Raw genomic sequence first — 21,029 nt, forward strand, 5'->3', positions numbered from 1 at the left:
GACATGTCTCCCGTCCTCGCCGGAGTGCTCCAGCTCCTCGCGCTCGTCGCCGCGCTCGCGCTGGCGTACCGCCCTCTCGGCGACCACATGGCCGGTGTCTACTCCTCGTCCCGGCACCTCAGGGCCGAGAAGTGGATCTACAAGGCGATAGGCGCCGATCCGGACACACAGATGCGGTGGCCCGCTTATCTGCGCGGTGTCCTCGGCTTCTCCCTGGTCGGCGTTCTCCTCCTCTATCTGATGCAGCGGGTGCAGGGCAGTCTGCCCGGCTCGCTCGGCTTCTCCTCGATCGACCCTGACCAGGCGTTCAACACCGCCGCGTCCTTCGTCGCGAACACCAACTGGCAGTCCTACTACGGCGAGCAGGCCATGGGCCACGTCGTACAGACCGGTGGACTCGCGGTGCAGAACTTCGTGTCGGCAGCCGTCGGCATGGCCGTGGCCGCAGCGCTGGTACGGGGTTTCGCCCGCTCCCGCACCGGTGAACTCGGCAACTTCTGGGCCGACCTGGTGCGCGGCACCTTACGCATCCTGCTCCCGATCTCCGTCGTCGGCGCGCTCGTGCTCGTCGCCTGCGGCGCGGTCCAGAACTTCTCCGGCATCCACGAGGTCGGCCAGTTCACCGGTGGCACCCAGCAGTGGAACGGCGGCGCCGTCGCCTCGCAGGAGGTCATCAAGGAACTCGGCACCAACGGCGGCGGCTACTTCAACGCCAACTCCGCGCACCCCTTCGAGAACCCCAACGCGCTCTCGAACCTCTTCGAGGTCTTCCTGATCCTGGTCATCCCGTTCGCGCTGACCCGCACGTTCGGGCGGATGGTCGGCTCGCTCAAGCAGGGTTACGCGATCCTCGCCACGATGGCCGTCATCTGGCTCGGTTTCACCGCGCTGATGATGTGGACCGAGACCGCACACCACGGGCCGGCCTTCGACCTGGCCGGTGGCGCCATGGAGGGCAAGGAGAACCGTTTCGGCATCGCCGGCTCGGCGATCTTCTCGGTCGCCACCACGCTGACCTCGACCGGAGCGGTGAACTCCTTCCACTCCTCCAGCACCGGACTCGGTGGCGGCATCAACCTCCTGGGCATGCAGCTCGGCGAGATCGCACCGGGCGGTGTCGGGTCCGGGCTCTACGGGATGCTCGTCATGGCGGTCATCGCGGTGTTCGTCGCAGGGCTGATGGTCGGCCGTACGCCGGAGTACCTGGGCAAGAAGATCGGCACCCGGCAGATCAAGTTCGCCGCCTGCTACCTCCTCGTCACCCCCGCCCTCGTCCTGTGCTTCACCGCCGCCGCGCTGGCCCTGCCCACCCCGGCCGACTCGATGACCAACTCCGGGGCGCACGGCTTCTCCGAGATTCTTTACGCCTACTCCTCGGGCGCCAACAACAACGGCTCCGCCTTCGCGGGCCTCAGCGCCGACACCCAGTGGTTCAACAGCACCCTCGTCATCGCGATGCTGCTGGGCCGCTTCCTGCCGATGGTGTTCGTGCTCGCCCTGGCCGGTTCGCTCGCCGAACAGACGCCCGTACCGGAGACGGCGGGCACGCTGCGCACGCAGAAGCCGCTGTTCACGGGCCTGTTGGTCGGCACGATCATGATCATCACCGGTCTCACCTACTTCCCCGCGCTCGCGCTGGGACCGCTTGCCGAAGGGCTCGCATCATGAGCACATTCACCGTGACCACCAAGGGTGCTGTGACCACCAAGGGTGCTGTGACCACCGACGGTGCCGGCCTGCGCGCCCCGCACCCGGACGTACCCGCCGGAAACGAGCCGGACGGCGGTGGAGACAGCCACGGCGGAGGCGGTGGCGGCGCCGGCCACGGGCGTGGCGGCGGCGGTCACGGCCAGGACGGAGGCTCCGGCCGTCGGGGCCGGGTCGGTGGGGGACTCTTCGATCCCAGGCAGCTCCTGCGCTCCCTCCCCGACGCGGTGCGCAAGCTCGATCCCCGGGTGATGATCAAGTCGCCCGTGATGTTCGTCGTCGAGATCGGTTCCGTACTGACGACCGTCTTCGCCGTCATGAACCCGGGCGACTGGTTCGGCTGGGCGATCACCGCCTGGCTGTGGCTCACCACGGTCTTCGCGAACCTCGCCGAGGCCGTCGCCGAGGGCCGCGGCAAGGCGCAGGCCGACGCCCTGCGCAGGGCCAGGACCGACACCGTCGCCCGCAGGGTCATCGGGCCGAACGAGGAGCGCGTGTCCGGCACCGAGCTCCGTATCGGCGACCTCGTCGTGTGCGAGGCCGGGGACGTCGTGCCGGGTGACGGCGACGTGGTCGAGGGTGTCGCCTCGGTCGACGAGTCCGCGATCACGGGTGAATCGGCACCGGTCATACGGGAGTCGGGCGGTGACCGGTCCGCGGTCACCGGCGGTACGAAGGTCCTCTCCGACCGCGTCGTCATCAGGATCACCACGAAACCGGGCGAGACCTTCATCGACCGGATGATCAACCTGGTCGAGGGCGCGGCCCGGCAGCGGACGCCCAACGAGATCGCGCTGAACATCCTGCTGGCCTCGCTGACGATCGTGTTCCTGCTGGCGGTCGTCACCCTCCAGCCGTTCGCCACGTACGCCGGCGCCGAACAGTCAATGATCGTGCTCGTCGCGCTCCTCGTCTGCCTGATCCCCACCACCATCGGCGCCCTGCTCTCCGCGATCGGCATCGCTGGCATGGACCGGCTGGTCCAGCGCAACGTGCTGGCCATGTCCGGCAGGGCGGTCGAGGCGGCGGGGGACGTCTCGACCCTGCTGCTCGACAAGACGGGGACGATCACACTGGGGAACCGGCAGGCGGCGGAGTTCCTTCCGGTACGGGGCGTGACGGCCGCCGAACTCGCCGACGCGGCCCAGCTTTCCTCTCTCTCCGACGAGACCCCCGAGGGCCGCTCCGTCGTCGTGCTCGCCAAGGAGAAGTACGGACTGCGCGAGCGGCACCAGGGGGAGCTGGCCGGAGCACGGTGGGTGGCCTTCACGGCCCAGACACGGATGTCCGGCGTGGACGTGGGCCTGGGGGCGGCCGGCCGCGGGGGCGGCGAGGTCGGCGGGGTCCACAGGGCCCGCGGGGCCCGCGAGATCGGCGAGGTCGCCGAGATCCACGGGGCCCGCGGGGCCGACGAGGCTCAGCTCCGTACGGCGCGCAAGATCCGCAAGGGAGCGGCCGGTTCGGTGACGGCCTGGGTGAAGGAGCGGGGCGGCAGTGTTCCGCAGGACGCGCAGGAGCTCACCGACCGGATTTCCCAGGCTGGTGGCACGCCGCTGCTGGTGGCTCTGGAAGACGCTGACGGCGCACGGGTCCTCGGCGCGGTCCACCTCAAGGACGTCGTCAAGGACGGGATGCGCGAGCGCTTCGACGAGCTCCGCCGGATGGGCATCAGAACGGTCATGATCACGGGCGACAACCCGCTGACCGCCAAGGCCATCGCCGAGGAGGCGGGCGTCGACGACTTCCTCGCCGAGGCGACGCCCGAGGACAAGATGGCCCTCATCAAACGTGAGCAGGCGGGCGGCAAGCTCGTCGCGATGACCGGCGACGGTACGAACGACGCGCCCGCCCTCGCCCAGGCGGACGTCGGCGTCGCGATGAACACCGGCACCTCGGCCGCCAAGGAGGCCGGGAACATGGTGGACCTCGACTCCAACCCCACCAAGCTCATCGAGATCGTCGCGATCGGCAAACAACTGCTCATCACCCGGGGCGCGTTGACGACCTTCTCGATCGCCAACGACGTCGCGAAGTACTTCGCCATCATCCCGGCGATGTTCGCCGTGGCCTACCCGGGTCTCGACAAGCTCAACATCATGGGCCTGTCGTCCCCGCAGTCCGCGATCCTCTCGGCGGTCGTCTTCAACGCGCTGATCATCATCGCGCTGGTCCCGCTCGCCCTCAGGGGCGTCAGGTACCGCCCGATGAGCGCCGACCGGATGCTGCGCCGCAACCTCGGGATCTACGGGCTCGGCGGCCTGGTGGCCCCGTTCCTCGGCATCAAGATCATCGACCTGCTCCTCTCCCTCATTCCCGGAATCGGCTGATCACGTCATGAACAACTCCGCAGGAAACACGGCCCGGTTGCTCTGGGCGGGGCTGCGCGCCCTGATCGTCCTGACGGCGCTGTGCGGGGTGCTCTACCCGCTCGCCGTCACCGGGGTCGCCCAGGTGGCCTTCTCCGGCCGGGCCAACGGCTCGGAGATCGAGGACCCGGCGACGGGGAGGGTGGTCGGTTCCGAGCTGATCGGGCAGTCCTACCGCCTCCCGTCGAAGAACCCGGACGAGGTGCCGGCGCCCGACCTCAGGTGGTTCCAGCCGCGCCCCTCGGCCGGGCTGGGCACCAACAGCGTCAACGCGCAGTACGAGCTGCTCCTCTCCGGTGCGACGAACCTGGCCGGCGACAGCGGGGCGGTCGACGGCAGGTGCCCGGCGCGGCTGGGCGACTACGCGACGGAGGACAAGCAGGCCACGCTCTGCTACCAGGTGCTGTCCGCACGGGAGGCCGTCATCCGGGACAACTCCACGGCCGGCTTCGCGGTGCGCGCCCGTGACGTGCCCGCCGACGCGGTCACGTCCTCCGGCTCGGGCCTGGACCCGCACATCTCGCCCACGTACGCCAAGCTCCAGACCCACCGGGTCGCCGAGCGGAACCACCTCGACGTCACGGCGGTCGAAAGGCTCGTCACCGAGCACACGGAGGGGCGGACGCTCGGATTCATGGGCGAGCCGAGGGTGAACGTCCTCAAGCTGAACATCGCGCTGAAGGGACTGAAGGGACTGGCGCAGGCGGGGAACTGACCTACGGAGCGGGGTGAGCCGCGTCCGGTGTCGCGCGACACCGGACGCGGCTCACCCGAGCCCCTTCCCGCTCACGGGCCGGAACGCGTCAGCCGCACCTCGTCCACCCCGAGCAGCCCGGCCAGTGGCACCTTCGCGGAGGTCTGTCGAGGGTCGACCGTCAGGTTGTCGCGGCGTAGCAGTCCCAGCAGGAGTTCGGCGAGCGGCATCACCGCGTGCCGGCCCCAGCAGCGTTCGGAGCCGTGGCCGAAGGCCAGATAGCCGGGTGCGGTGTCGGGGTCGAGGGAGTCCCAGCGTTCGGGGCGGAACTCGTCGGGGGCGTCCCACAGGGCCGGATCGCGGTGCGAGAGCAGTGGGAGTACGAGGATGTCGTCGGAGGCCTCGATCGCCGGATCGAGCGCGGGGTACTCCGGGGAGGCGTTGCGCAGCAGGTTCCAGGACGGGGGCAGCAGCCGCATCGACTCGTACAGGATGTTGCGGTCGGGGGTGCTCCGGTCGAACGGGGAGCCGAGCCACATCGCGTTGGCGACCAGGGTGGAGACGGTGAAGCAGACCGGGGCCGCGGCGCGCCGGTACATGCCCATCGCGTAGCGGCGGTCGCGGTAGTTCGTGGCCTCGGCGGTCCGCCGGGCGAGGGCGGTGAGTTCGGCGCCCGGACGTGGTTTCATCGGCAGGGGGAAGGCCGCCCCGGCGGCAATCACCGACCAGGTGAGCTTCGTCGTCAATTCGAGGTTCCGGCTCATCAGAATGCGCAGCCGATAAGGGTCGCCGCCGAGAATCAGATCCCGCAGGAAAATATGGCCGGTAATCGGCCACGGGCCGGCGAGGTCCACCTTCTCCGGCAGCGGTTTTTTCAATGCCTCACGTACGTCGCGCCCCACCGTGCGCATCACCGAAGCCGCTTCGGCCGGTGCGATCGAACGTCCGAGGAGTGGCTTGAATGTGGGCCTCTCGGTCTCGGTGGCCTTGCGTACGGACAGGATCCGGTCGGCGCTCTCGTGTCCGGCGACGCCGATGGTGTCGGGCTCCAGCCGGAAGACGTCCTTGCCCCGGTGGTCCCGCAGCAGCGCGGCGAGCCGCGGGTGGAACACGGTGCTGCGCGACGCTGAGGGGTGCAAGTGGGGCGGGAGTTGCGGAAGTGAAGGCTGCGTCATCAGGGAGGTCTCCGGGACGGGAGGGCCGAGGCCTCGCGCGCCGTGGGGCGGGTCTCGGGCGAATCCGGCTCTGGGGGCAGCAGCCCGTTCCGCACCGCCGGACGACGGGGCGGAACGGGTGCCGGAGAGCGCCTAGTACCAGATGTACCAGGCGCTCGCCTTGAGGCTCTTCGGGCGGACGGCGGCATTGCGAATGGCAAACAGAATCTTCATTTCTGCTCCCTCCCGGCCCCTTTGTGGGGGCGGTATTACGGCACACGGGTACCCCTTGTGGGAGTGGTGTGCCGATGGCCGGATCAATGAGTTCCGCGAATCGCTGAACGGTTTCTGAACCTAGGGCCGTAACGATCGTCGATCAAGGCCCGCTCCGGCTTCTTTTCCTTTTCATGGGAATAGAGCCCTCATGAGAATTGAGCCGGGGGAGGGGAGGGGGCAGAGGGAGTACCCACCTCTTGCCACTTTCAACTTATAGCGCACGGGGGGCCTTGCGGCAAGGCCCCCCTCGTACCGCAGAATCACTGGCCCAAGCCAGAACCTGCGGAAACGGGAGACTTACGAAGTGCGTGTGGCTGCTGACACGACCCCCCTGACCACCGGCGCGTTCGACCTCCCCGCCCGTCTTGCCGCCAAGGCGGAGCCGAGGCTGATCGGCGACGACGAGAAGCACTTCGCGGCCGTCGCGAGGACTCTGCGGGAGTCGATCGCCGAACTGTCCGACCGGCTCGACGAACTCCGCAAGGCACCGGGCGGCATCGGCCGCGAGGCGATGGACAGGGACGCCGAGATCCACCGTCTGACCGCCCGCCTGCGCACCCTGCGCCGCTTCGGCCTGGACCTGTGCCTCGGGCACTTCGTCCCGAAGGGGGGTACGGGGAACGGCAGCGGCCAGGGCGGGAACGGCAGCGGCAGCGGCAGCGGCGAGGGCGGCAGCGGACGCGTGTACGTCGGGCGGCTCGGGCTCACCGACAGCACGGGCCACCGGCTGCTCGTCGACTGGCGCTCCCCGGCGGCCGAGCCCTTCTTCGCGGCGACCCACGCCAACCCGATGGGCCTCGCGAGCCGGCGCAGGTACCGCTGGACCGGCGGCCGGATCAGCGACTACTGGGACGAGGTGTTCACCGCCGACGCCCTGGAGGGGCACGCCGCGCTCGACGACCAGTCCGCGTTCATCGCCAGCCTCGGCAGCAACCGGTCGGCGCGGATGCGGGACGTGCTCTCCACCATCCAGTCCGACCAGGACGCCGTCATCCGCGCCGGGTCCCGCGGCGCGCTCGTCGTCGACGGCGGGCCCGGTACGGGCAAGACCGTTGTCGCCCTGCACCGTTCCGCCTACCTCCTGTACGCGGACCCCCGCCTCGGCCACCGGCGCGGTGGCGTGCTGTTCGTCGGACCGCACCGCCCCTACCTGGACTACGTCGCCGACGTCCTGCCCAGCCTCGGCGAGGAGGGCGTGCAGACCTGCATCCTGCGCGACCTCGTCGACGAGGGGGCGACGGCAGCGGTCGAGGCCGATCCGGAGGTGGCCCGGCTGAAGTCCTCCGCGGACATGGTGAGGGCGATCGAACCGGCCGTCGGCCTCTACGAGGAGCCGCCCACCGAGGGAATGACCGTCTCCACCCACTGGTCCGACGTCTATTTGAGCGCGGCCGACTGGGCCGCCGCGTTCGCCGCCGTGGAACCCGGCACTCCGCACAACGAGGCCCGCGACCAGATCCGCGAGGAACTGTTCACGATCCTGCTCGACAAGCACGCGGACGAGTACGAGGGCGGTGGCGACGACGACGCGGGCGAGGTCCCGCCGCAGCTGCTGCGCAGGTCGCTGCTCCAGAACCGGGAGCTGATGGGCGCCCTCCGGCGCGCCTGGCCGATCCTGGAGCCGACCGAGCTCGTCGGCGACCTCTGGTCCGTCCCCGCCTACCTGCGCAGGTGTGCCCCCTGGCTGGACGCCGACGACGTGCGCAAGCTGCAGCGCAAGGACGCCCCGCACGCCTGGACGGTGTCCGACCTGCCGCTCCTGGACGCGGCGCGCCAGCGGCTCGGCGACCCGGAGGCGTCCGCACGCAGGCAGCGGCAGACGGCCGCCGTCGAGGAGGAGCGGGTGCGCAGGGCCGACGCCACGGAGAGCCTGCTGCAGAACGTCGAGATCGACGAGAGCGAAGGCGCACTGGGGATGCTGCACGGGCGGGATCTGCAGGACACCCTGATCGACGAATCCGGCCTGCCCGCGGCCGAGCCCGACCGGCTGGCCGGACCCTTCGCGCACGTCGTCGTGGACGAGGCGCAGGAGCTGACCGACGCCGAGTGGCAGATGCTGTTGGTCCGCTGCCCGTCCCGCAGCTTCACCGTCGTCGGTGACCGCGCCCAGGCCAGGCACGGGTTCACCGAGGCGTGGCAGGAGCGGCTGGCGCGGGTCGGCCTCGACCGCGTCGAGGTGGCCTCCCTGACCGTCAACTACCGCACCCCGGAAGAGGTCATGACGGAGGCCGCACCGGTCATCAGGGCCGCGCTCCCGGACGCCAACGTGCCGACGTCGATCCGCAGCAGCGGCATCCCGGTCGTCCACGGTTACGTGCAGGACCGGGACACGATCCTCGCCGACTGGCTCGAAACGCATGCCGACGGCATCGCGTGCGTCATCGGCGACCCGGCCTTCCGGGCCACACCCCGCGTCCGGTCGCTGACCCCGGAGCTGTCGAAGGGCCTCGAATTCGACCTGGTGGTCCTCGTCGATCCGCAGACGTTCGGCGAGGGCGTCGAGGGAGCCGTCGACCGCTACGTCGCGATGACCCGGGCGACGCAGCAGCTCGTCGTCCTCACGAGCAGCTGAGCCCGGAGGAGGAGGGGTGACCCGAACCGCTACGGGCGCGGCCGGCTGAACCGCTGTTCGGCGCGAACCGCTAGCGGCGCGACCGGCCGAACCGCTACCGGCGCGGCTGGCTGAACCGCACCATGTTCCCGGCCGGATCGCGGAACGCGCAGTCCCGGACACCGTACGGCTGGTCGACCGGTTCCTGGAGCACCTCGCCACCCCCCTTGCTGATCCGCTCGAAGGTCGCGTCACAGTCCTCGGTCGCGAAGATGACGCCGCGCAGCATGCCCTTCGCCATCAGCTCGGCCACGGCCTGCCGGTCGGCCTGCGAGGCGTTCGGGTCCGCGAGGGGCGGCTCAAGGACGATGTCGACGTCCGGCTGGGCGGGCGAACCGAGGGTCACCCAGCGCATCGACTCGTAACCGACGTCGTTGCGCACCTCAAGGCCGAGGAGGTCGCGGTAGAAGGTGAGCGCCTTGTCGTGATCGTCGACGGCGATGAAGCACTGCGAGAGGCTGAGGTCTGTCCGGCGGCTGTCCGCCTCGTTGATGTCCATGGGTTTCACGCTAGGGGCGGAGTGCCGGGCCTGGCTTCTCCGTTCCTGACCGGTCGGGTGTGGATCTTGGCGATGCAGGCGGGAACCGCGGCCCCGGCCTCGTGCTCACCGGCCCGGTACGCGCTCGGACTCATCCCCACCAGCTCCGTGAACCGTGAGCTGAACGAGCCCAGCGACGTACAGCCGACCGCGAAGCAGACGTCGGTCACCGACAGGTCCCCCCGGCGCAGCAGAGCCTTGGCCCGTTCGATGCGGCGCGTCATCAGATAGCTGTACGGGCTCTCCCCGAAGGCGGCCCGGAAGCTGCGGGAGAAGTGCCCCGCCGACATCAGCGCCTCCTGCGCGAGCGCGGGAACGTCCAGCGGCTGCGCGTAGTCGCGGTCCATCCGGTCACGGGCCCGGCGCAACCGGACGAGATCCTCCAGGTTCACCCCGTCACGATCCCACAGCGGCGCCGTCCGCGGTGACCGGTCGTACAACCGTCCAATCCCCACGCCCTGCCGGAAGTACGCGCGGGCACGGGGTTTACGGTTGCGCCGTAAGTACGCGCGGGCACGGGGTCCACGGTTGCCCGGAAGTACGCCGTACACGCACGGGGAGGGGACCCGCACGATGAGCACCTTGCTCGCCCAGATCAGCGACCTGCACCTGGACGGCAGCGCGCGCGCCAGTGAGCGCGCCGTCCGCGTCATGGATTACCTGCGCGCGCTGCCGCAACCCGTCGACGCCGTCCTGGTCACCGGCGACATCGCCGACCACGGTGACATCGCGGAGTACGAGGAGGCGGCCCGGATCCTCGACGCCCCGTTCCCGGTGCTCCTGTGTCCGGGCAACCACGACGTACGGGCCGCCTACCGCAAGGTCCTGCCGGTGGCCGACGGCGCTTCCGCCGACGCCGACGCCCCCGTCAACGAGGTGCACCACGTCAACGGCACCGCGATCCTCATGTGCGACGCCACCATCCCCGGCCGGGACGAGGGCCGCCTCGCCTCCGGGACGCTGCGCTGGATCGCCGCCACACTGGACGCGCTGCCCCGAGAGATCCCCGCGCTCCTCGCCTTCCACCAGCCGCCCGTCACGTTGCACCACCCGCTGCCGGACGCGGGCCGGCTGGAGAACCCCGCCGAACTGGCAGCCCTCCTCGCCAGTTACCCGCAAGTCGCAGCCGTCCTCACCGGACACGCCCACACCGCGGCGGCCACCACCTTCGCCGACCGGCCGCTGATCGTCGGCCCCGCCGTGACGTGGACCCTGCGGATGCCCTGGGAGGGTTCGCAGGTGGCGGACCGCGAGCAGCCGCCGGGGCTCGCGTTCCATGTCCTGGACGACGCGCACCGGTTGACGACCCACTACCGCGTGGTGCTCTGAGCACCCTTCACCGGGGAGGGGTGGGCCGGACGCCCGACATGCGGTGGGTGACCAAGCACCACCGCCTCAGCGACTGCTCGTACCGGTCCAGGATCAGCCGGGCGACCGCGTCGTGCGCGCCCAGTGGTGCGGACGTCACCGCTGCCGCGCTCGCCGCCGCCTTACGGGCGAAGAAGCCAGGGGTCATCAGGTAACTCGCCACCGCCACGTCCCGGTGCCCCTCCGCGTGCAGTGCGGCCACCGCGTCGGCCGGGGTCGGGGCGCCGCCACAGAGGTAGGACGGGATCGCCGGGCGGCCGAGGCGGCGGGTCAGGAGCGTGGCCATGGCGGCGGTTGCGGCCCGGGACACCGGGTCGCTGGAGCCCGCCGACGCGAGGACGACGGGGCCACGGCCGGGAGCCCGCGCCTGCGCCAGCCGGTCCGCGAGCGCGGCGGCGAGCAGCGGGTGCGGGCCGAGCGCCCGCGCGATCCGGGCGGTCACCCGCGGGGCAGCGGCCAGGGCGGCCGGGATGTCGACCCGGATGTGGAAGCCCGCCCCCAGGAGCAGCGGCACGAGGACCACCTCCCCGGTGAGCCCGGCGAGCACGTCCGCGAGGTGCGGCCGGGCCACGTCCACGTACGCCAGGATCACGGGCAGCCCCGGCCGCAGCTCCCGTACCCGGGACAGGAGTTCCTCGGTGGCGGCCGTGCCGGCCGGGTCACGGGTACCGTGCGCGACGGCGAGCAGGGGCGGGGACGCAGGCACCGCGGGCCGCGCAGCCACCCAGGGACGCACCCCTCTCACCCGGCGTCCACCGCCAGTCGGTATCCCCGTTTGGTCACCGTACGGACCAGTCGGGCGTACGGGCCGAGGGCCGAGCGCAGGCGTGCCACCGCCGCCTCCACCGCGTGCTCGTCCGTGGGGCGCGGCGCGCCCGGTTCCACCGTCCAGGCCCGGCGCAGGAGTTCCGCCCGGCTCAGCACCGTGCCGGGGCGTCCGGCCAGGGCGTGCAGGATCGCGGCGGGCAGCGGGGTGAGGAGCACGGAGCCCGAAGGGCCGGAGACCGACGCGCCCTGGAGGGTCAGACGGGCACCCTCGAAAGCGACTTCGCGGCGGTGGCGGGCCGGCAGTTCCTGGTCGAGCGTACGCACCAGAGCGCCGAGCCGCCCCCGCTCCGGCCAGACGCACGGCACGTCCACCGCCAGCAGCGGGCGGGCGCACACCGGGCCGATGCAGGCCGCCAGCACGTCCGTGCGCAGCGCGGCGAGCAACTGTTCGCGGCGGCCCGTCTCCTGCGCCGCGCTCAGCAGAGCCTCGATCGCCGGCGCGCTCGTGAACGGCAGCGCGTGCACCTCCCCGCGCACCGTCGACTCCACCAGCCTGCGCACCGCGTCGGGGTCGGCGGCCGGACCCCACCGGTACACCGGCACCTCCACCACCTCCGCGCCGCGCACCCGCAGCGCCGCCGTGAACTCGGGCAGCGGAGCCCCGTGCTCCTGCACCGCGATCCGCCTGCCGGACAGCTCCCGGTCGAGGAGCCAGGCCAGCATCTCGTCGACGGCCTCCGACGCGGGTGCGTAACTCTCCCGCAGTCCTGACGCCCGGATCGCGCCGGTCGCCTTCGGCCCACGGCTGATCACCGTCGCGTTCCGGCACGCGTCCACCAGGCGCGTTCCCGTGCCCCAGCCCTCCGCCGCGCTGATCCAGCCGCGCCAGCCGACACCGGTGGTGGCCACCACGTAGTCCAGCGGCGCCGACAGGCATGCCTCGGTGGCCTCCCGTACCACCGAGTCGTCGTCGAGCGGGACGATCCGCAGCGCGGGCGCGGAGACGACCTTCGCGCCGCGCCGGCGCAACAGGGCCTCCAGCTCGTCCCGGCGGCGGTCGGCGGTCACACCGACCGTCAGTCCGGCCAGTGAGCCCTCCGGCGGAACAGGGGCGGCGGGCGTCGCGGTAGTCATGGGCCCGACAGTGCCCGGGAGTTGTTAAGCCCCTGTTGCGGAGGTGTCTCCTGAGGGTTAGCCCTGCGCTACGGACGTGTGTCCCGGATCTCGCGCACCTGCCTGGGGAGAGTGAGCGCTCCGTACCGTCCGCGCAACGCGTGGGATGCGGGCGCGTAACGGCGCGCGAACACGCTGGGGCCCATGAACGCGACCACGACGGCCACCCCCGGTGCACTCGTCGACACCCACTGCCCGTACTGCTCGTTGCAGTGCGGGATGAGGCTGCGCACCAGGCCCGCCGCGACGGGCCTGGCGAGGACGCGACCGCCGGAGCCTGCGGAGCAGCCCGAACGGTCCGAGCAGCCCGAGCGGTCCGAACGGTCCGAACGGTCCGAGCAGCCCGAGCGGTCCGAACGGTCCGAACGGTTCGAGCAGACGCATCGGCCCGAGCAGACACAGCCGCCGGAGCCGCCGGTGGAGGTCGAGATCGTCGAGCGTCCTGAATTCCCCGTCAACCAGGGCGCCCTGTGCGGCAAGGGACACAGTGCCGCCGCCGTCCTCGCCCCCGGCGTCCGGCTCACCACTCCTCTCGTACGGGACGCCAAGGGGGCGCCGCTGCGTGCGGCCTCCTGGGAGGAGGCCCTCGACCGGGCGGCGGCGGCCTTCGTCTCCGCGCGCGTACGGCACGGACGCGACGCGGTCGGTGTGTTCGGCGGCGGCGGGCTGACGAACGAGAAGGCGTACCTGCTCGGCAAGTTCGCCCGCGTCGCCCTGCGCACGGCGCACATCGACTACAACGGCCGCTTCTGCATGTCCTCCGCCGCCGCCGCCCACCGCAACGCGTTCGGCCTGGACCGGGGGCTGCCCTTCCCGCTCGAAGACGTGGCCCGCACCGGCTGCGTCCTCCTCGTCGGCAGCAACCTCGCCGACACGATGCCGCCCGCCGTCCGTTATCTGCGGGAGATGCGGGAGCGGGGCGGCAAGCTGATCGTCGTCGATCCGCGCCGTACCCGCACCGCCGGCCTCGCCGACCTCCACCTCGCCCCCGCCCCCGGCACCGACCTCGCGCTCGCCCTCGGACTGCTGCACCTGGTCATCGCGGGCGGCCACGCCGACGAGGAGTTCATCTCCTCCCGTACGAGCGGTTACGAGGCGGCCCGCGCGGCGGCGATGGCGCACTGGCCCGAGCGGGTGGAGGCGATCACGGGTGTCCCGGTGGCCCAACTGCGGCGAACCGTGGAGATGTTCACCTCGGCCGAAACCGGGATGGTGCTCACCGCGCGCGGCCCCGAGCAGCAGTCCAAGGGCGTGGACACGGTCGGTGCGTGGATCAACCTGTGCCTGGCGACCGGCCGGGCCGGCCGCCCCCTGTCGGGCTACGGCTGCCTCACCGGGCAGGGCAACGGCCAGGGCGGACGCGAACACGGCCAGAAGGCCGACCAACTGCCGGGCTACCGCTCCCTCACCGACCCTGCGGCCCGCGCCCATGTGGCCGGGGTGTGGGGCGTCGATCCGGCGGACCTGCCGGGGCCCGGCGTCTCCGCCTACGAGCTCCTCGACGCACTGGGCACCGAAGGGGGAGTGCGCGCCCTGTTCCTGATGGGCTCCAACCCGGTCGTTTCCGCGCCCCACGCCCGCCATGTCACCGAGCGGATCGGCGCCCTCGACGCGCTCGTGGTCTGCGACGTCGTGCTGTCCGAGACCGCCGCGCTCGCCGATGTCGTGCTCCCCTCCGCGCAGTGGGCGGAGGAGACGGGCACCATGACCAACCTGGAGGGCCGCGTCATCCTCCGGCAGGCCGCCGTACCCCCGCCCGGCCAGGTCCGCACCGACCTGCGCATCCTGCACGACCTGGCCGCCAGGCTCGGCCACGAGAAGGGGTTCCCCCACGACGCGGAGGAGGCCTTCACCGAACTGCGCGCGGCGTCCGCCGGCGGCCAGGCGGACTACTCCGGCATCGACTACGTGCGGATACGGGCGGAGGACGGCGTCTTCTGGCCGTGCCCCGCCACGGAAGCGGGGGAGGGCCCGGACAACGGGAGCGACGTGCACCCCGGAACTCCCCGGCTCTTCCTCGACCGGTTCGCCACCCCCGACGGCCTGGCCCGCTTCGCGGACGTCTCGCACCGGCCCGCGGCGGAGGAGCCCGACGCGCACTATCCCCTTTACCTGACGACGGGCCGCGTCCTGGCCCAGTACCAGAGCGGCGCCCAGACCCGCCGTACCCCCGCACTGAACAGCGCGGCGCCCGGCCCCTTCGTCGAGCTGCACCCCCGGCTGGCCGCCCGGCTGGGCGTGGCGGAGGGGGAACTGGTCGACGTGACCAGCAGGAGGGGACGGGCGAGCGCGCCCGCGCGCATCACCACGGGGATCCGGCCGGACACGGTGTTCATGCCGTTCCACTGGCCGGGCGAGGGCCGCGCGAACTCGCTCACCAACCCCGCACTGGACCCGCAGTCGCGGATGCCGGAGTTCAAGGTGTGCGCGGTCAAGGTCGAGAAGGCGGTCAGGGCCGAGGCGAGGACGACGGCGGAGATGGCGTCATGACGGCCCACGCGGGAGGAGATGGCGTCATGACGGCCCACGCGGCACCTGTACGCATCGCGGTGGTGGGCGCGGGAATGGCCGCCGCCCGCCTCGCCCAGCAGACCCTGGCCCGGGTCCCGGCCGGAGCCGTGGAGGTCACCCTCTACGGCAACGAGCCGCACGCCCCCTACAACCGCGCCCTGCTCGCCGGCGTCCTCGACGGCCGGTACACCCCGGATGCTCTCACCCTGCCCACCGGCGGGGCCGACGTCCGTACGGGTGCGGAGGTCGTCGCCCTCGACCCGGCGGCCGGGGTGCTGCGTACGGACACCGGCGGGACGGCGTCCTACGACCTCCTCGTCCTGGCCACGGGCGCGAACCCGGTCCTGCCGCCCATCAGGGGCCTGCACTCGGTACCGGGCCACCACCCCGTACCGCGGCACGCACCCGCATCCGCATCCGCACCCGCACCCGCATCCGCACCCGCATCCGCACCCCGGCGTGAGCTGAAGGAAGGTGTGCACGCCTTCCGTTCCCTCGCCGACTGCGTACGTCTCACGGAGGCGGCCCGCAGCGCGAAGAGGGCCGTCGTCGTCGGCGGCGGCGTACTGGGCGTGAGCGCCGCCCGCGCGCTCGCCGCGGTCGGCATCGCGGTCGAAGTCGTGCACCAGGGGCCGTATGTGATGGAGCGGCACCTGGACGAGGAGGCCGGGGCCACCGTCCGGCGCGCCCTCGAAGGCATGGGCGCCGCCGTCTACCCGGGCAACCGCGCCCGAGCCGTCCACGGCGGCTCCACCGTCACCGGCGTCGAACTCGCCGGCGGTCACGTCCTCGACTGCGACCTCGTCGTCCTCGCCTGCGGTGTCCGCCCCCGTACCGGTCTGGCCCGCGCCGCCGGCATCGAGGTCAGGCGTGGCGTCGTCGTCGACGACACCCTCGCCACCTCGCTGCCGCGCGTGTACGCGATCGGCGACTGCACCGAGCACCGCGGCGCCGTCCACGGGCTGACCGGGCCCGCCTGGGCGCAGGCCGACGTACTGGCCGCCCGGCTCTCCGGCAGCCGCCCCGACGCCGTCTACACCGGCGCGCACGGCATGTCCCGGCTCAGCGCGGGCGCCCTTGAGATCGCCGCGTTCGGCGAGGTCGCGGACACCGACGGGGACGCGCTGCGGCTCGCCGACGGGACCTCGGGCACCTACGGCTCGTACAAGAAGCTCGTGATGCGCGGCGACCGGCTCGTCGGCGCGATCCTCGTCGGCGACCTCGCCTCGATCGGCGAACTCACCCGTACCTACGAGAGGGGCGAGCCGCTGCCGTCGCGCCCCCTCGACCTGCTCACCCCCATCGAAGGAGCCCTCCAGTGACGGAAACGAACGCCCGGCGGCTGGTCCTCGTCGGCCACGGCATGGTCGGCCAGCGCTTCCTCGAAGCGTTCGCGGAGCGCGGCGGCCACGCGCCAGGGTGGCGGATCACCGTACTCGCGCAGGAGCCCCGCCCCGCGTACGACCGCGTCCACCTCACCTCGTGGTTCTCCGGCACCAGCGCCGAAGAACTCTCCCTGTGGGAGGACGGGTTCGGCGCGGAGCACGGCATCGACCTGCGGCTGGGGGACCCCGCCGAGATGATCGACCGCGCGGCGTGCACCGTCACGTCCCGCTCCGGCGAGGTCTTCCCGTACGACGCGCTGGTCCTGGCCACCGGCTCGTACCCGTTCGTGCCGCCGGTACCGGGGCACGACGCGGACGGCTGCTTCGTATACCGCACGATCGAGGACCTGGAGGCCATCCGGGAGGCCGCGGACAGCGCCCGCACCGGCGCGGTCGTCGGCGGTGGGCTGCTCGGCCTCGAAGCGGCGGGCGCACTGCGCGCGATGGGACTCGACACACATGTGGTGGAGTTCGCCCCGCGGCTGATGGCGCTCCAGGTCGACGAGGGAGGCGGCGCCGTGCTCCGGGACAAGATCCAGGAGCTGGGCGTCACCGTGCACACGGGGGCCGGCACCCAGACGGTCGAGACCGACGCCAGGGGCGCCGTCACCGGCATGGTGCTCTCCAACGGTGCGACCGTCGACACCGACCTCGTCGTCTTCTCGGCCGGCGTGCGCCCCCGGGACCAGCTCGCCCGCGACTGCGGCCTGCCGGTCGGGGAGCGCGGCGGCATCGTCGTCGACGCCGGCTGCCGCACCGCCGACCCCGCCATCTGGGCGATCGGCGAGTGCGCGCTCGCCTCGGACGGGCGGGTGTACGGGCTGGTCGCCCCCGGGTACGCCATGGCGGAAGCCGTCGCCGGCCGGCTCACCGCGGGTACCGGAGAGTTCACCGGCGCGGACCTCTCCACCAAGCTCAAGCTCCTCGGTGTCGACGTCGCCAGCTTCGGGGACGCCCACGGCACCACCGCCGACTCCCTCGAAGTGCTGTACGCCAACAGCCGCGAGGGCGTGTACAAGAAGCTGGTCATCGGCGCGGACGGCGCACTGCTCGGTGGTGTCCTGGTGGGCGACACCGAGTCGTACGACCTGCTGCGCCCGCTGGCCCTGTCCGGCGCGCCCCTCACCGCCCCGCCGGAGCAGCTCGTGCTGCCCGCGTCGATCGGCGCGGCGCCGGGGCCGGTCGCCCTTCCGGACGAGGCGGTGGTCTGCTCCTGCCACAACGTCACCAAGGGAGCGATCCGCTCGGCGGTCGCCGACGGCGGCTGCGCGGACGTGCCCGCGGTGAAGAAGTGCACGCGGGCCGGCACCGGCTGCGGCTCCTGCGTCAAGCTCCTCGGCACCCTCGTCGCCGACGAACTCACCGCGCGGGGAGTGGAGCTGAGCCGCGGTCTGTGCGCGCACTTCGACCTCACCCGGGCCGAGATCTACGAGATCGTCCGGGTCAAGGGGATCACCACCTTCGCGCGGCTCATCGACGAACACGGCCGGCCGGCGGAGGCGGGGCCCGAGGGCTGCGAGGTCTGCAAGCCGGTGGTCGCCTCCGTACTCGCCTCGCTCGGCCCGGCACTCGGCGACGGCGTCTCGGGACACATCCTGGACGGCGAACAGGCCGCCCTCCAGGACACCAACGACCACTTCCTCGCCAACCTCCAGCGCAACGGGTCCTACTCCGTCGTGCCTCGCATCCCCGGCGGCGAGGTCACCCCGGCCGGGCTCATCACCATCGGAGAGATCGCCCGCGACTTCGGTCTCTACACGAAGATCACCGGCGGTCAGCGGATCGACATGTTCGGCGCGTCCGTCGACCAGCTGCCATTCATCTGGCGACGGTTGGTGGACGCCGGATTCGAGTCGGGCCACGCGTACGGAAAGTCGCTGCGCACCGTGAAGTCGTGCGTCGGCCAGACCTGGTGCCGGTACGGCGTACAGGACTCCGTCGCCCTCGCGATCGAGCTGGAACTGCGCTACCGGGGGCTGCGCGCCCCGCACAAGCTCAAGTCCGCGGTCAGCGGCTGCGCCCGCGAGTGCGCCGAGGCGCAGAGCAAGGACTTCGGCGTCATCGCCACCTCCGCCGGCTGGAACCTCTATGTCGGCGGCAACGGCGGCATGACCCCCCGGCACGCCGACCTCCTGCTCACCGACGCGGATCACGACACCCTCCTCACCACCATCGACCGCTTCCTGATGTTCTACGTCCGCACCGCCGACCGGCTGGAGCGCACCGCGCCGTGGGTCGAGCGCATGGAGGGCGGACTCGACCACCTCCGCGCCGTCATCGTCGACGACTCGCTGGGCATCAGCGCGGAGCTGGACGACCTGATGGCCCGGCACGTCACCTCGTACGAGGACGAGTGGCGCGCCACCCTCGACGACCCCGACCGGCTGGCCCGCTTCGTGTCCTTCGTCAACGCGCCCGGCACGCCGGACCCCACGATCCGCTTCGTACCGGAGCGCGAGCAGATCCGCCCCGCGGGCCCTGCCGACACCTTCGTGGCGGGCCCGACCCTGGAAGTGAGGACCCTCGTATGAGCACCACCGCGCAAACACCGCCCTCGGGCGCCTCCGCGGGGGACGCCTCCGCAGCTGACGCCGAGCGATCGGCCGTCCCCGCAGCCGGCGCCGAGCGATCGGCCGTCCCCGCAGCCGGCGCCGAGCGATCGGGCGTCCCCGCAGCCGGCGTCGAGCGCTCGGGTGCCGTCGAAGTGGCTGTCGGGGGCGAGTGGTTCGGCGTCTGCGACTATGCCTCCCTCACCCCCGGCCGGGGCGTCGCCGCCCTCGTCGGCGGCGAGCAGATCGCCCTGTACCGCGATCGCTCCGGCACCGTCCACGCCGTCGGCAACCGCGACCCGTTCAGCGGAGCGCACGTCATCTCGCGCGGACTGCTCGGCAGCCGTGGCGGTGTGCCCGTCGTCCTCTCCCCGATGTACAAGCAGGCCTTCGACCTGCGCACCGGTGTCTGTCTCGACGACGACGAAACCCCGGGCGGCGAACCGGCGACGCTGCCGGTCTGGCCGGTACGTACTCCCTCCCTCGTCCCACAAGGCAGTTAGGCGGCCTGTGCCATGACCACCACCGTCCGTCCCCCGCAGAACTCCCCAGCCGGCGGATCCCGCCCCGCGCTCGACCACTGGGAGCCCGAGGATCCCGCCTTCTGGGCCGCCACCGGCGCCAAGGTCGCCCGCCGCAACCTCATTTTCTCCGTGCTCTCCGAACACATCGGCTTCTCCGTGTGGAGCCTGTGGTCGGTCCTGGTCCTCTTCCTCGGCCCCGAGTACGGCATCGACCCCGCGGGCAAGTTCGTGCTCACCGCGGTCCCCACCCTGCTCGGGGCCGCGCTCCGCCTCCCGTACACCTTCGCCGTTGCGGTCTTCGGCGGACGGAACTGGACGGTCGTCACCGCGCTCGCGCTCCTGCTGCCGGTCCTGCTCACGGCGTACGTCCTCGAACCCGGAGTCTCGTACACGACCCTGCTCTGGGTGGCCGCCGTGGCAGGCATCGGCGGCGGCAACTTCGCGTCCTCGATGGCCAACATCAACGCCTTCTACCCCCAGCACCTCAAGGGCCGTGCGCTCGGCATCAACGCCGGCGGCGGCAACCTCGGCGTACCCGCGGTGCAGCTCCTGGGCCTGCTGGTGCTCGCCACGGCGGGCGCCCAGCACCCGCGCCTGGTACCGCTGCTGTACATCCCCCTGATCGTGCTGGCGGCGACGGCCGCCGCCCTGCGGATGGACAACCTGCCCGCGCTGCGCAACGACCGCGGCGCCCTGCGCGAGGCGTCCCGCTCACCGCACACCTGGGTGATGTCGCTGCTCTACATCGGTACGTTCGGGTCGTTCATCGGCTTCGGGTTCGCCTTCGGACAGGTGCTGCTGGTGCAGTTCCACGCCGACTTCCCGACGGCGGTCAGCGCCGCTTACCTGACCTTCCTCGGACCGTTGCTCGGCTCACTGGTGCGGCCGGTGGGCGGCGCGATGGCCGACCGGTGGGGCGGGGCCAGGGTGACGTTCTGGAACTTCGTCGCGATGGCGGCGGGCGCGTTGCTGGTGCTGCTCGCCTCGCGGGCCGGGTCGCTGCCGCTGTTCCTGACCGGGTTCGTCGCGCTGTTCCTGTTCAGCGGGGTCGGCAACGGGTCCACGTACAAGATGATCCCGGGCATCTTCCACGCGCGGGCGGAACGCGAGAAGGCGGCGGGGGCGGACCCGGCCGAGGCCGGAAACCGCTCCCGCCGCCGGGCGAGTGCCGTGATCGGCATCGCGGGCGCGGTGGGCGCGCTGGGCGGGGTGCTGGTGAACATCGCGTTCCGGCAGTCCTTCCTCACGGAGGGGACGGGCGACGCGGCGTACCTGGCGTTCCTCGCGTACTACGTGCTGTGCCTGGTGGTGACCTGGGGCGTCTATCTGCGCCGCAGGTGAGTGGCCGTGCGGCGTCGGGGGAGCCGGGGAGCCGGGGAGCTCAGCACCGCCGGCGGAGCGCGGG

At 72.0% G+C, this 21,029-nt stretch carries 16 protein-coding genes; 10 read left to right on the top strand and 6 right to left on the bottom strand.

Annotated features, from left to right (window positions below; genetic code table 11):
- Nucleotides 1-3: 3 nt before the first annotated feature.
- The 3 genes from kdpA to ACIQM4_RS19255 are packed head-to-tail and all read left to right on the top strand — an operon-like array spanning nucleotide 4 to nucleotide 4,788.
- A complete protein-coding gene (gene kdpA, locus ACIQM4_RS19245; protein WP_401592812.1) occupies nucleotides 4-1,668 on the top strand; it encodes a potassium-transporting ATPase subunit KdpA in 1,665 nt (554 codons plus the stop codon).
- A complete protein-coding gene (gene kdpB, locus ACIQM4_RS19250; RefSeq protein WP_401592814.1) occupies nucleotides 1,665-4,034 on the top strand; it encodes a potassium-transporting ATPase subunit KdpB in 2,370 nt (789 codons plus the stop codon). Before kdpA ends, kdpB begins: the two co-directional genes overlap by 4 nt.
- Before the next feature lie 7 nt (nucleotides 4,035-4,041).
- On the top strand, nucleotides 4,042-4,788 hold the full coding sequence (locus tag ACIQM4_RS19255) for a potassium-transporting ATPase subunit C (protein ID WP_401592816.1): 747 nt from the start codon (nucleotides 4,042-4,044) through the stop codon (nucleotides 4,786-4,788).
- 71 nt (nucleotides 4,789-4,859) lie between these two features.
- On the opposite strand, the gene ACIQM4_RS19260 is transcribed toward ACIQM4_RS19255, so the two are convergent.
- Both ACIQM4_RS19260 and ACIQM4_RS19265 read right to left on the bottom strand, forming a co-directional pair.
- Nucleotides 4,860-5,942 carry a cytochrome P450 gene (locus tag ACIQM4_RS19260; protein WP_401592818.1) on the bottom strand — a complete coding sequence of 361 codons (1,083 nt, stop codon included), beginning with the start codon at nucleotides 5,940-5,942 and terminating at the stop codon, nucleotides 4,860-4,862.
- A 132-nt stretch (nucleotides 5,943-6,074) separates the two neighbouring features.
- Nucleotides 6,075-6,155: a tryptorubin family RiPP precursor gene (locus ACIQM4_RS19265; protein ID WP_401593183.1), complete on the bottom strand. Its 81-nt coding sequence runs from the start codon at nucleotides 6,153-6,155 to the stop codon at nucleotides 6,075-6,077.
- Nucleotides 6,156-6,507: 352 nt separating this feature from the next.
- Here ACIQM4_RS19265 and helR point away from each other — a divergent pair, with 352 nt between their 5' ends.
- Entirely contained in the window at nucleotides 6,508-8,769 is a 2,262-nt protein-coding gene (helR, locus tag ACIQM4_RS19270; protein WP_401592820.1) for an RNA polymerase recycling motor ATPase HelR, read from the top strand.
- A gap of 94 nt (nucleotides 8,770-8,863) precedes the next feature.
- Here helR and ACIQM4_RS19275 read toward each other — a convergent pair whose 3' ends face one another.
- Nucleotides 8,864-9,307 (bottom strand): VOC family protein, encoded by a 444-nt coding sequence (locus ACIQM4_RS19275; RefSeq protein WP_401592822.1) that lies wholly within the window; start codon nucleotides 9,305-9,307, stop codon nucleotides 8,864-8,866.
- 5 nt (nucleotides 9,308-9,312) lie between these two features.
- The gene (locus tag ACIQM4_RS19280; protein ID WP_401592824.1) at nucleotides 9,313-9,738 is read right to left on the bottom strand and encodes a helix-turn-helix transcriptional regulator; all 426 of its coding nucleotides are present in this window, start codon (nucleotides 9,736-9,738) and stop codon (nucleotides 9,313-9,315) included.
- A 181-nt stretch (nucleotides 9,739-9,919) separates the two neighbouring features.
- Here ACIQM4_RS19280 and ACIQM4_RS19285 point away from each other — a divergent pair, with 181 nt between their 5' ends.
- Complete coding sequence (locus ACIQM4_RS19285) at nucleotides 9,920-10,675, top strand: metallophosphoesterase (protein WP_401592826.1); 756 nt, start codon at nucleotides 9,920-9,922, stop codon at nucleotides 10,673-10,675.
- A 7-nt stretch (nucleotides 10,676-10,682) separates the two neighbouring features.
- Here ACIQM4_RS19285 and ACIQM4_RS19290 read toward each other — a convergent pair whose 3' ends face one another.
- Both ACIQM4_RS19290 and ACIQM4_RS19295 read right to left on the bottom strand, forming a co-directional pair.
- Entirely contained in the window at nucleotides 10,683-11,438 is a 756-nt protein-coding gene (locus ACIQM4_RS19290; protein WP_401592828.1) for a sirohydrochlorin chelatase, read from the bottom strand.
- Nucleotides 11,439-11,455: 17 nt separating this feature from the next.
- Nucleotides 11,456-12,616, bottom strand: coding sequence for a uroporphyrinogen-III synthase (locus ACIQM4_RS19295; protein ID WP_401592830.1), 1,161 nt, complete (start codon nucleotides 12,614-12,616; stop codon nucleotides 11,456-11,458).
- Between the two features lie 183 nt (nucleotides 12,617-12,799).
- On the opposite strand from ACIQM4_RS19295, the gene ACIQM4_RS19300 reads away from it, so the two are divergent.
- The 5 genes from ACIQM4_RS19300 (at nucleotide 12,800) to ACIQM4_RS19320 (ending at nucleotide 20,965) form a co-directional block, all read left to right on the top strand.
- Nucleotides 12,800-15,145, top strand: coding sequence for a molybdopterin oxidoreductase family protein (locus ACIQM4_RS19300; RefSeq protein ID WP_401592832.1), 2,346 nt, complete (start codon nucleotides 12,800-12,802; stop codon nucleotides 15,143-15,145).
- A 26-nt stretch (nucleotides 15,146-15,171) separates the two neighbouring features.
- Nucleotides 15,172-16,488: an NAD(P)/FAD-dependent oxidoreductase gene (locus ACIQM4_RS19305; protein WP_401592834.1), complete on the top strand. Its 1,317-nt coding sequence runs from the start codon at nucleotides 15,172-15,174 to the stop codon at nucleotides 16,486-16,488.
- Nucleotides 16,485-19,082 carry a nitrite reductase large subunit NirB gene (nirB, locus tag ACIQM4_RS19310; RefSeq protein WP_401592836.1) on the top strand — a complete coding sequence of 866 codons (2,598 nt, stop codon included), beginning with the start codon at nucleotides 16,485-16,487 and terminating at the stop codon, nucleotides 19,080-19,082. Before ACIQM4_RS19305 ends, nirB begins: the two co-directional genes overlap by 4 nt.
- Nucleotides 19,083-19,255: 173 nt before the next feature.
- Complete coding sequence (gene nirD, locus ACIQM4_RS19315; protein ID WP_401593185.1) at nucleotides 19,256-19,603, top strand: nitrite reductase small subunit NirD; 348 nt, start codon at nucleotides 19,256-19,258, stop codon at nucleotides 19,601-19,603.
- Nucleotides 19,604-19,615: 12 nt separating this feature from the next.
- Complete coding sequence (locus ACIQM4_RS19320; RefSeq protein WP_401592838.1) at nucleotides 19,616-20,965, top strand: nitrate/nitrite transporter; 1,350 nt, start codon at nucleotides 19,616-19,618, stop codon at nucleotides 20,963-20,965.
- The last annotated feature ends 64 nt before the right edge of the window (nucleotides 20,966-21,029 follow it).

It is taken from the genome of Streptomyces sp. NPDC091272, from assembly GCF_044757485.1.
Taxonomy (GTDB): domain Bacteria; phylum Actinomycetota; class Actinomycetes; order Streptomycetales; family Streptomycetaceae; genus Streptomyces.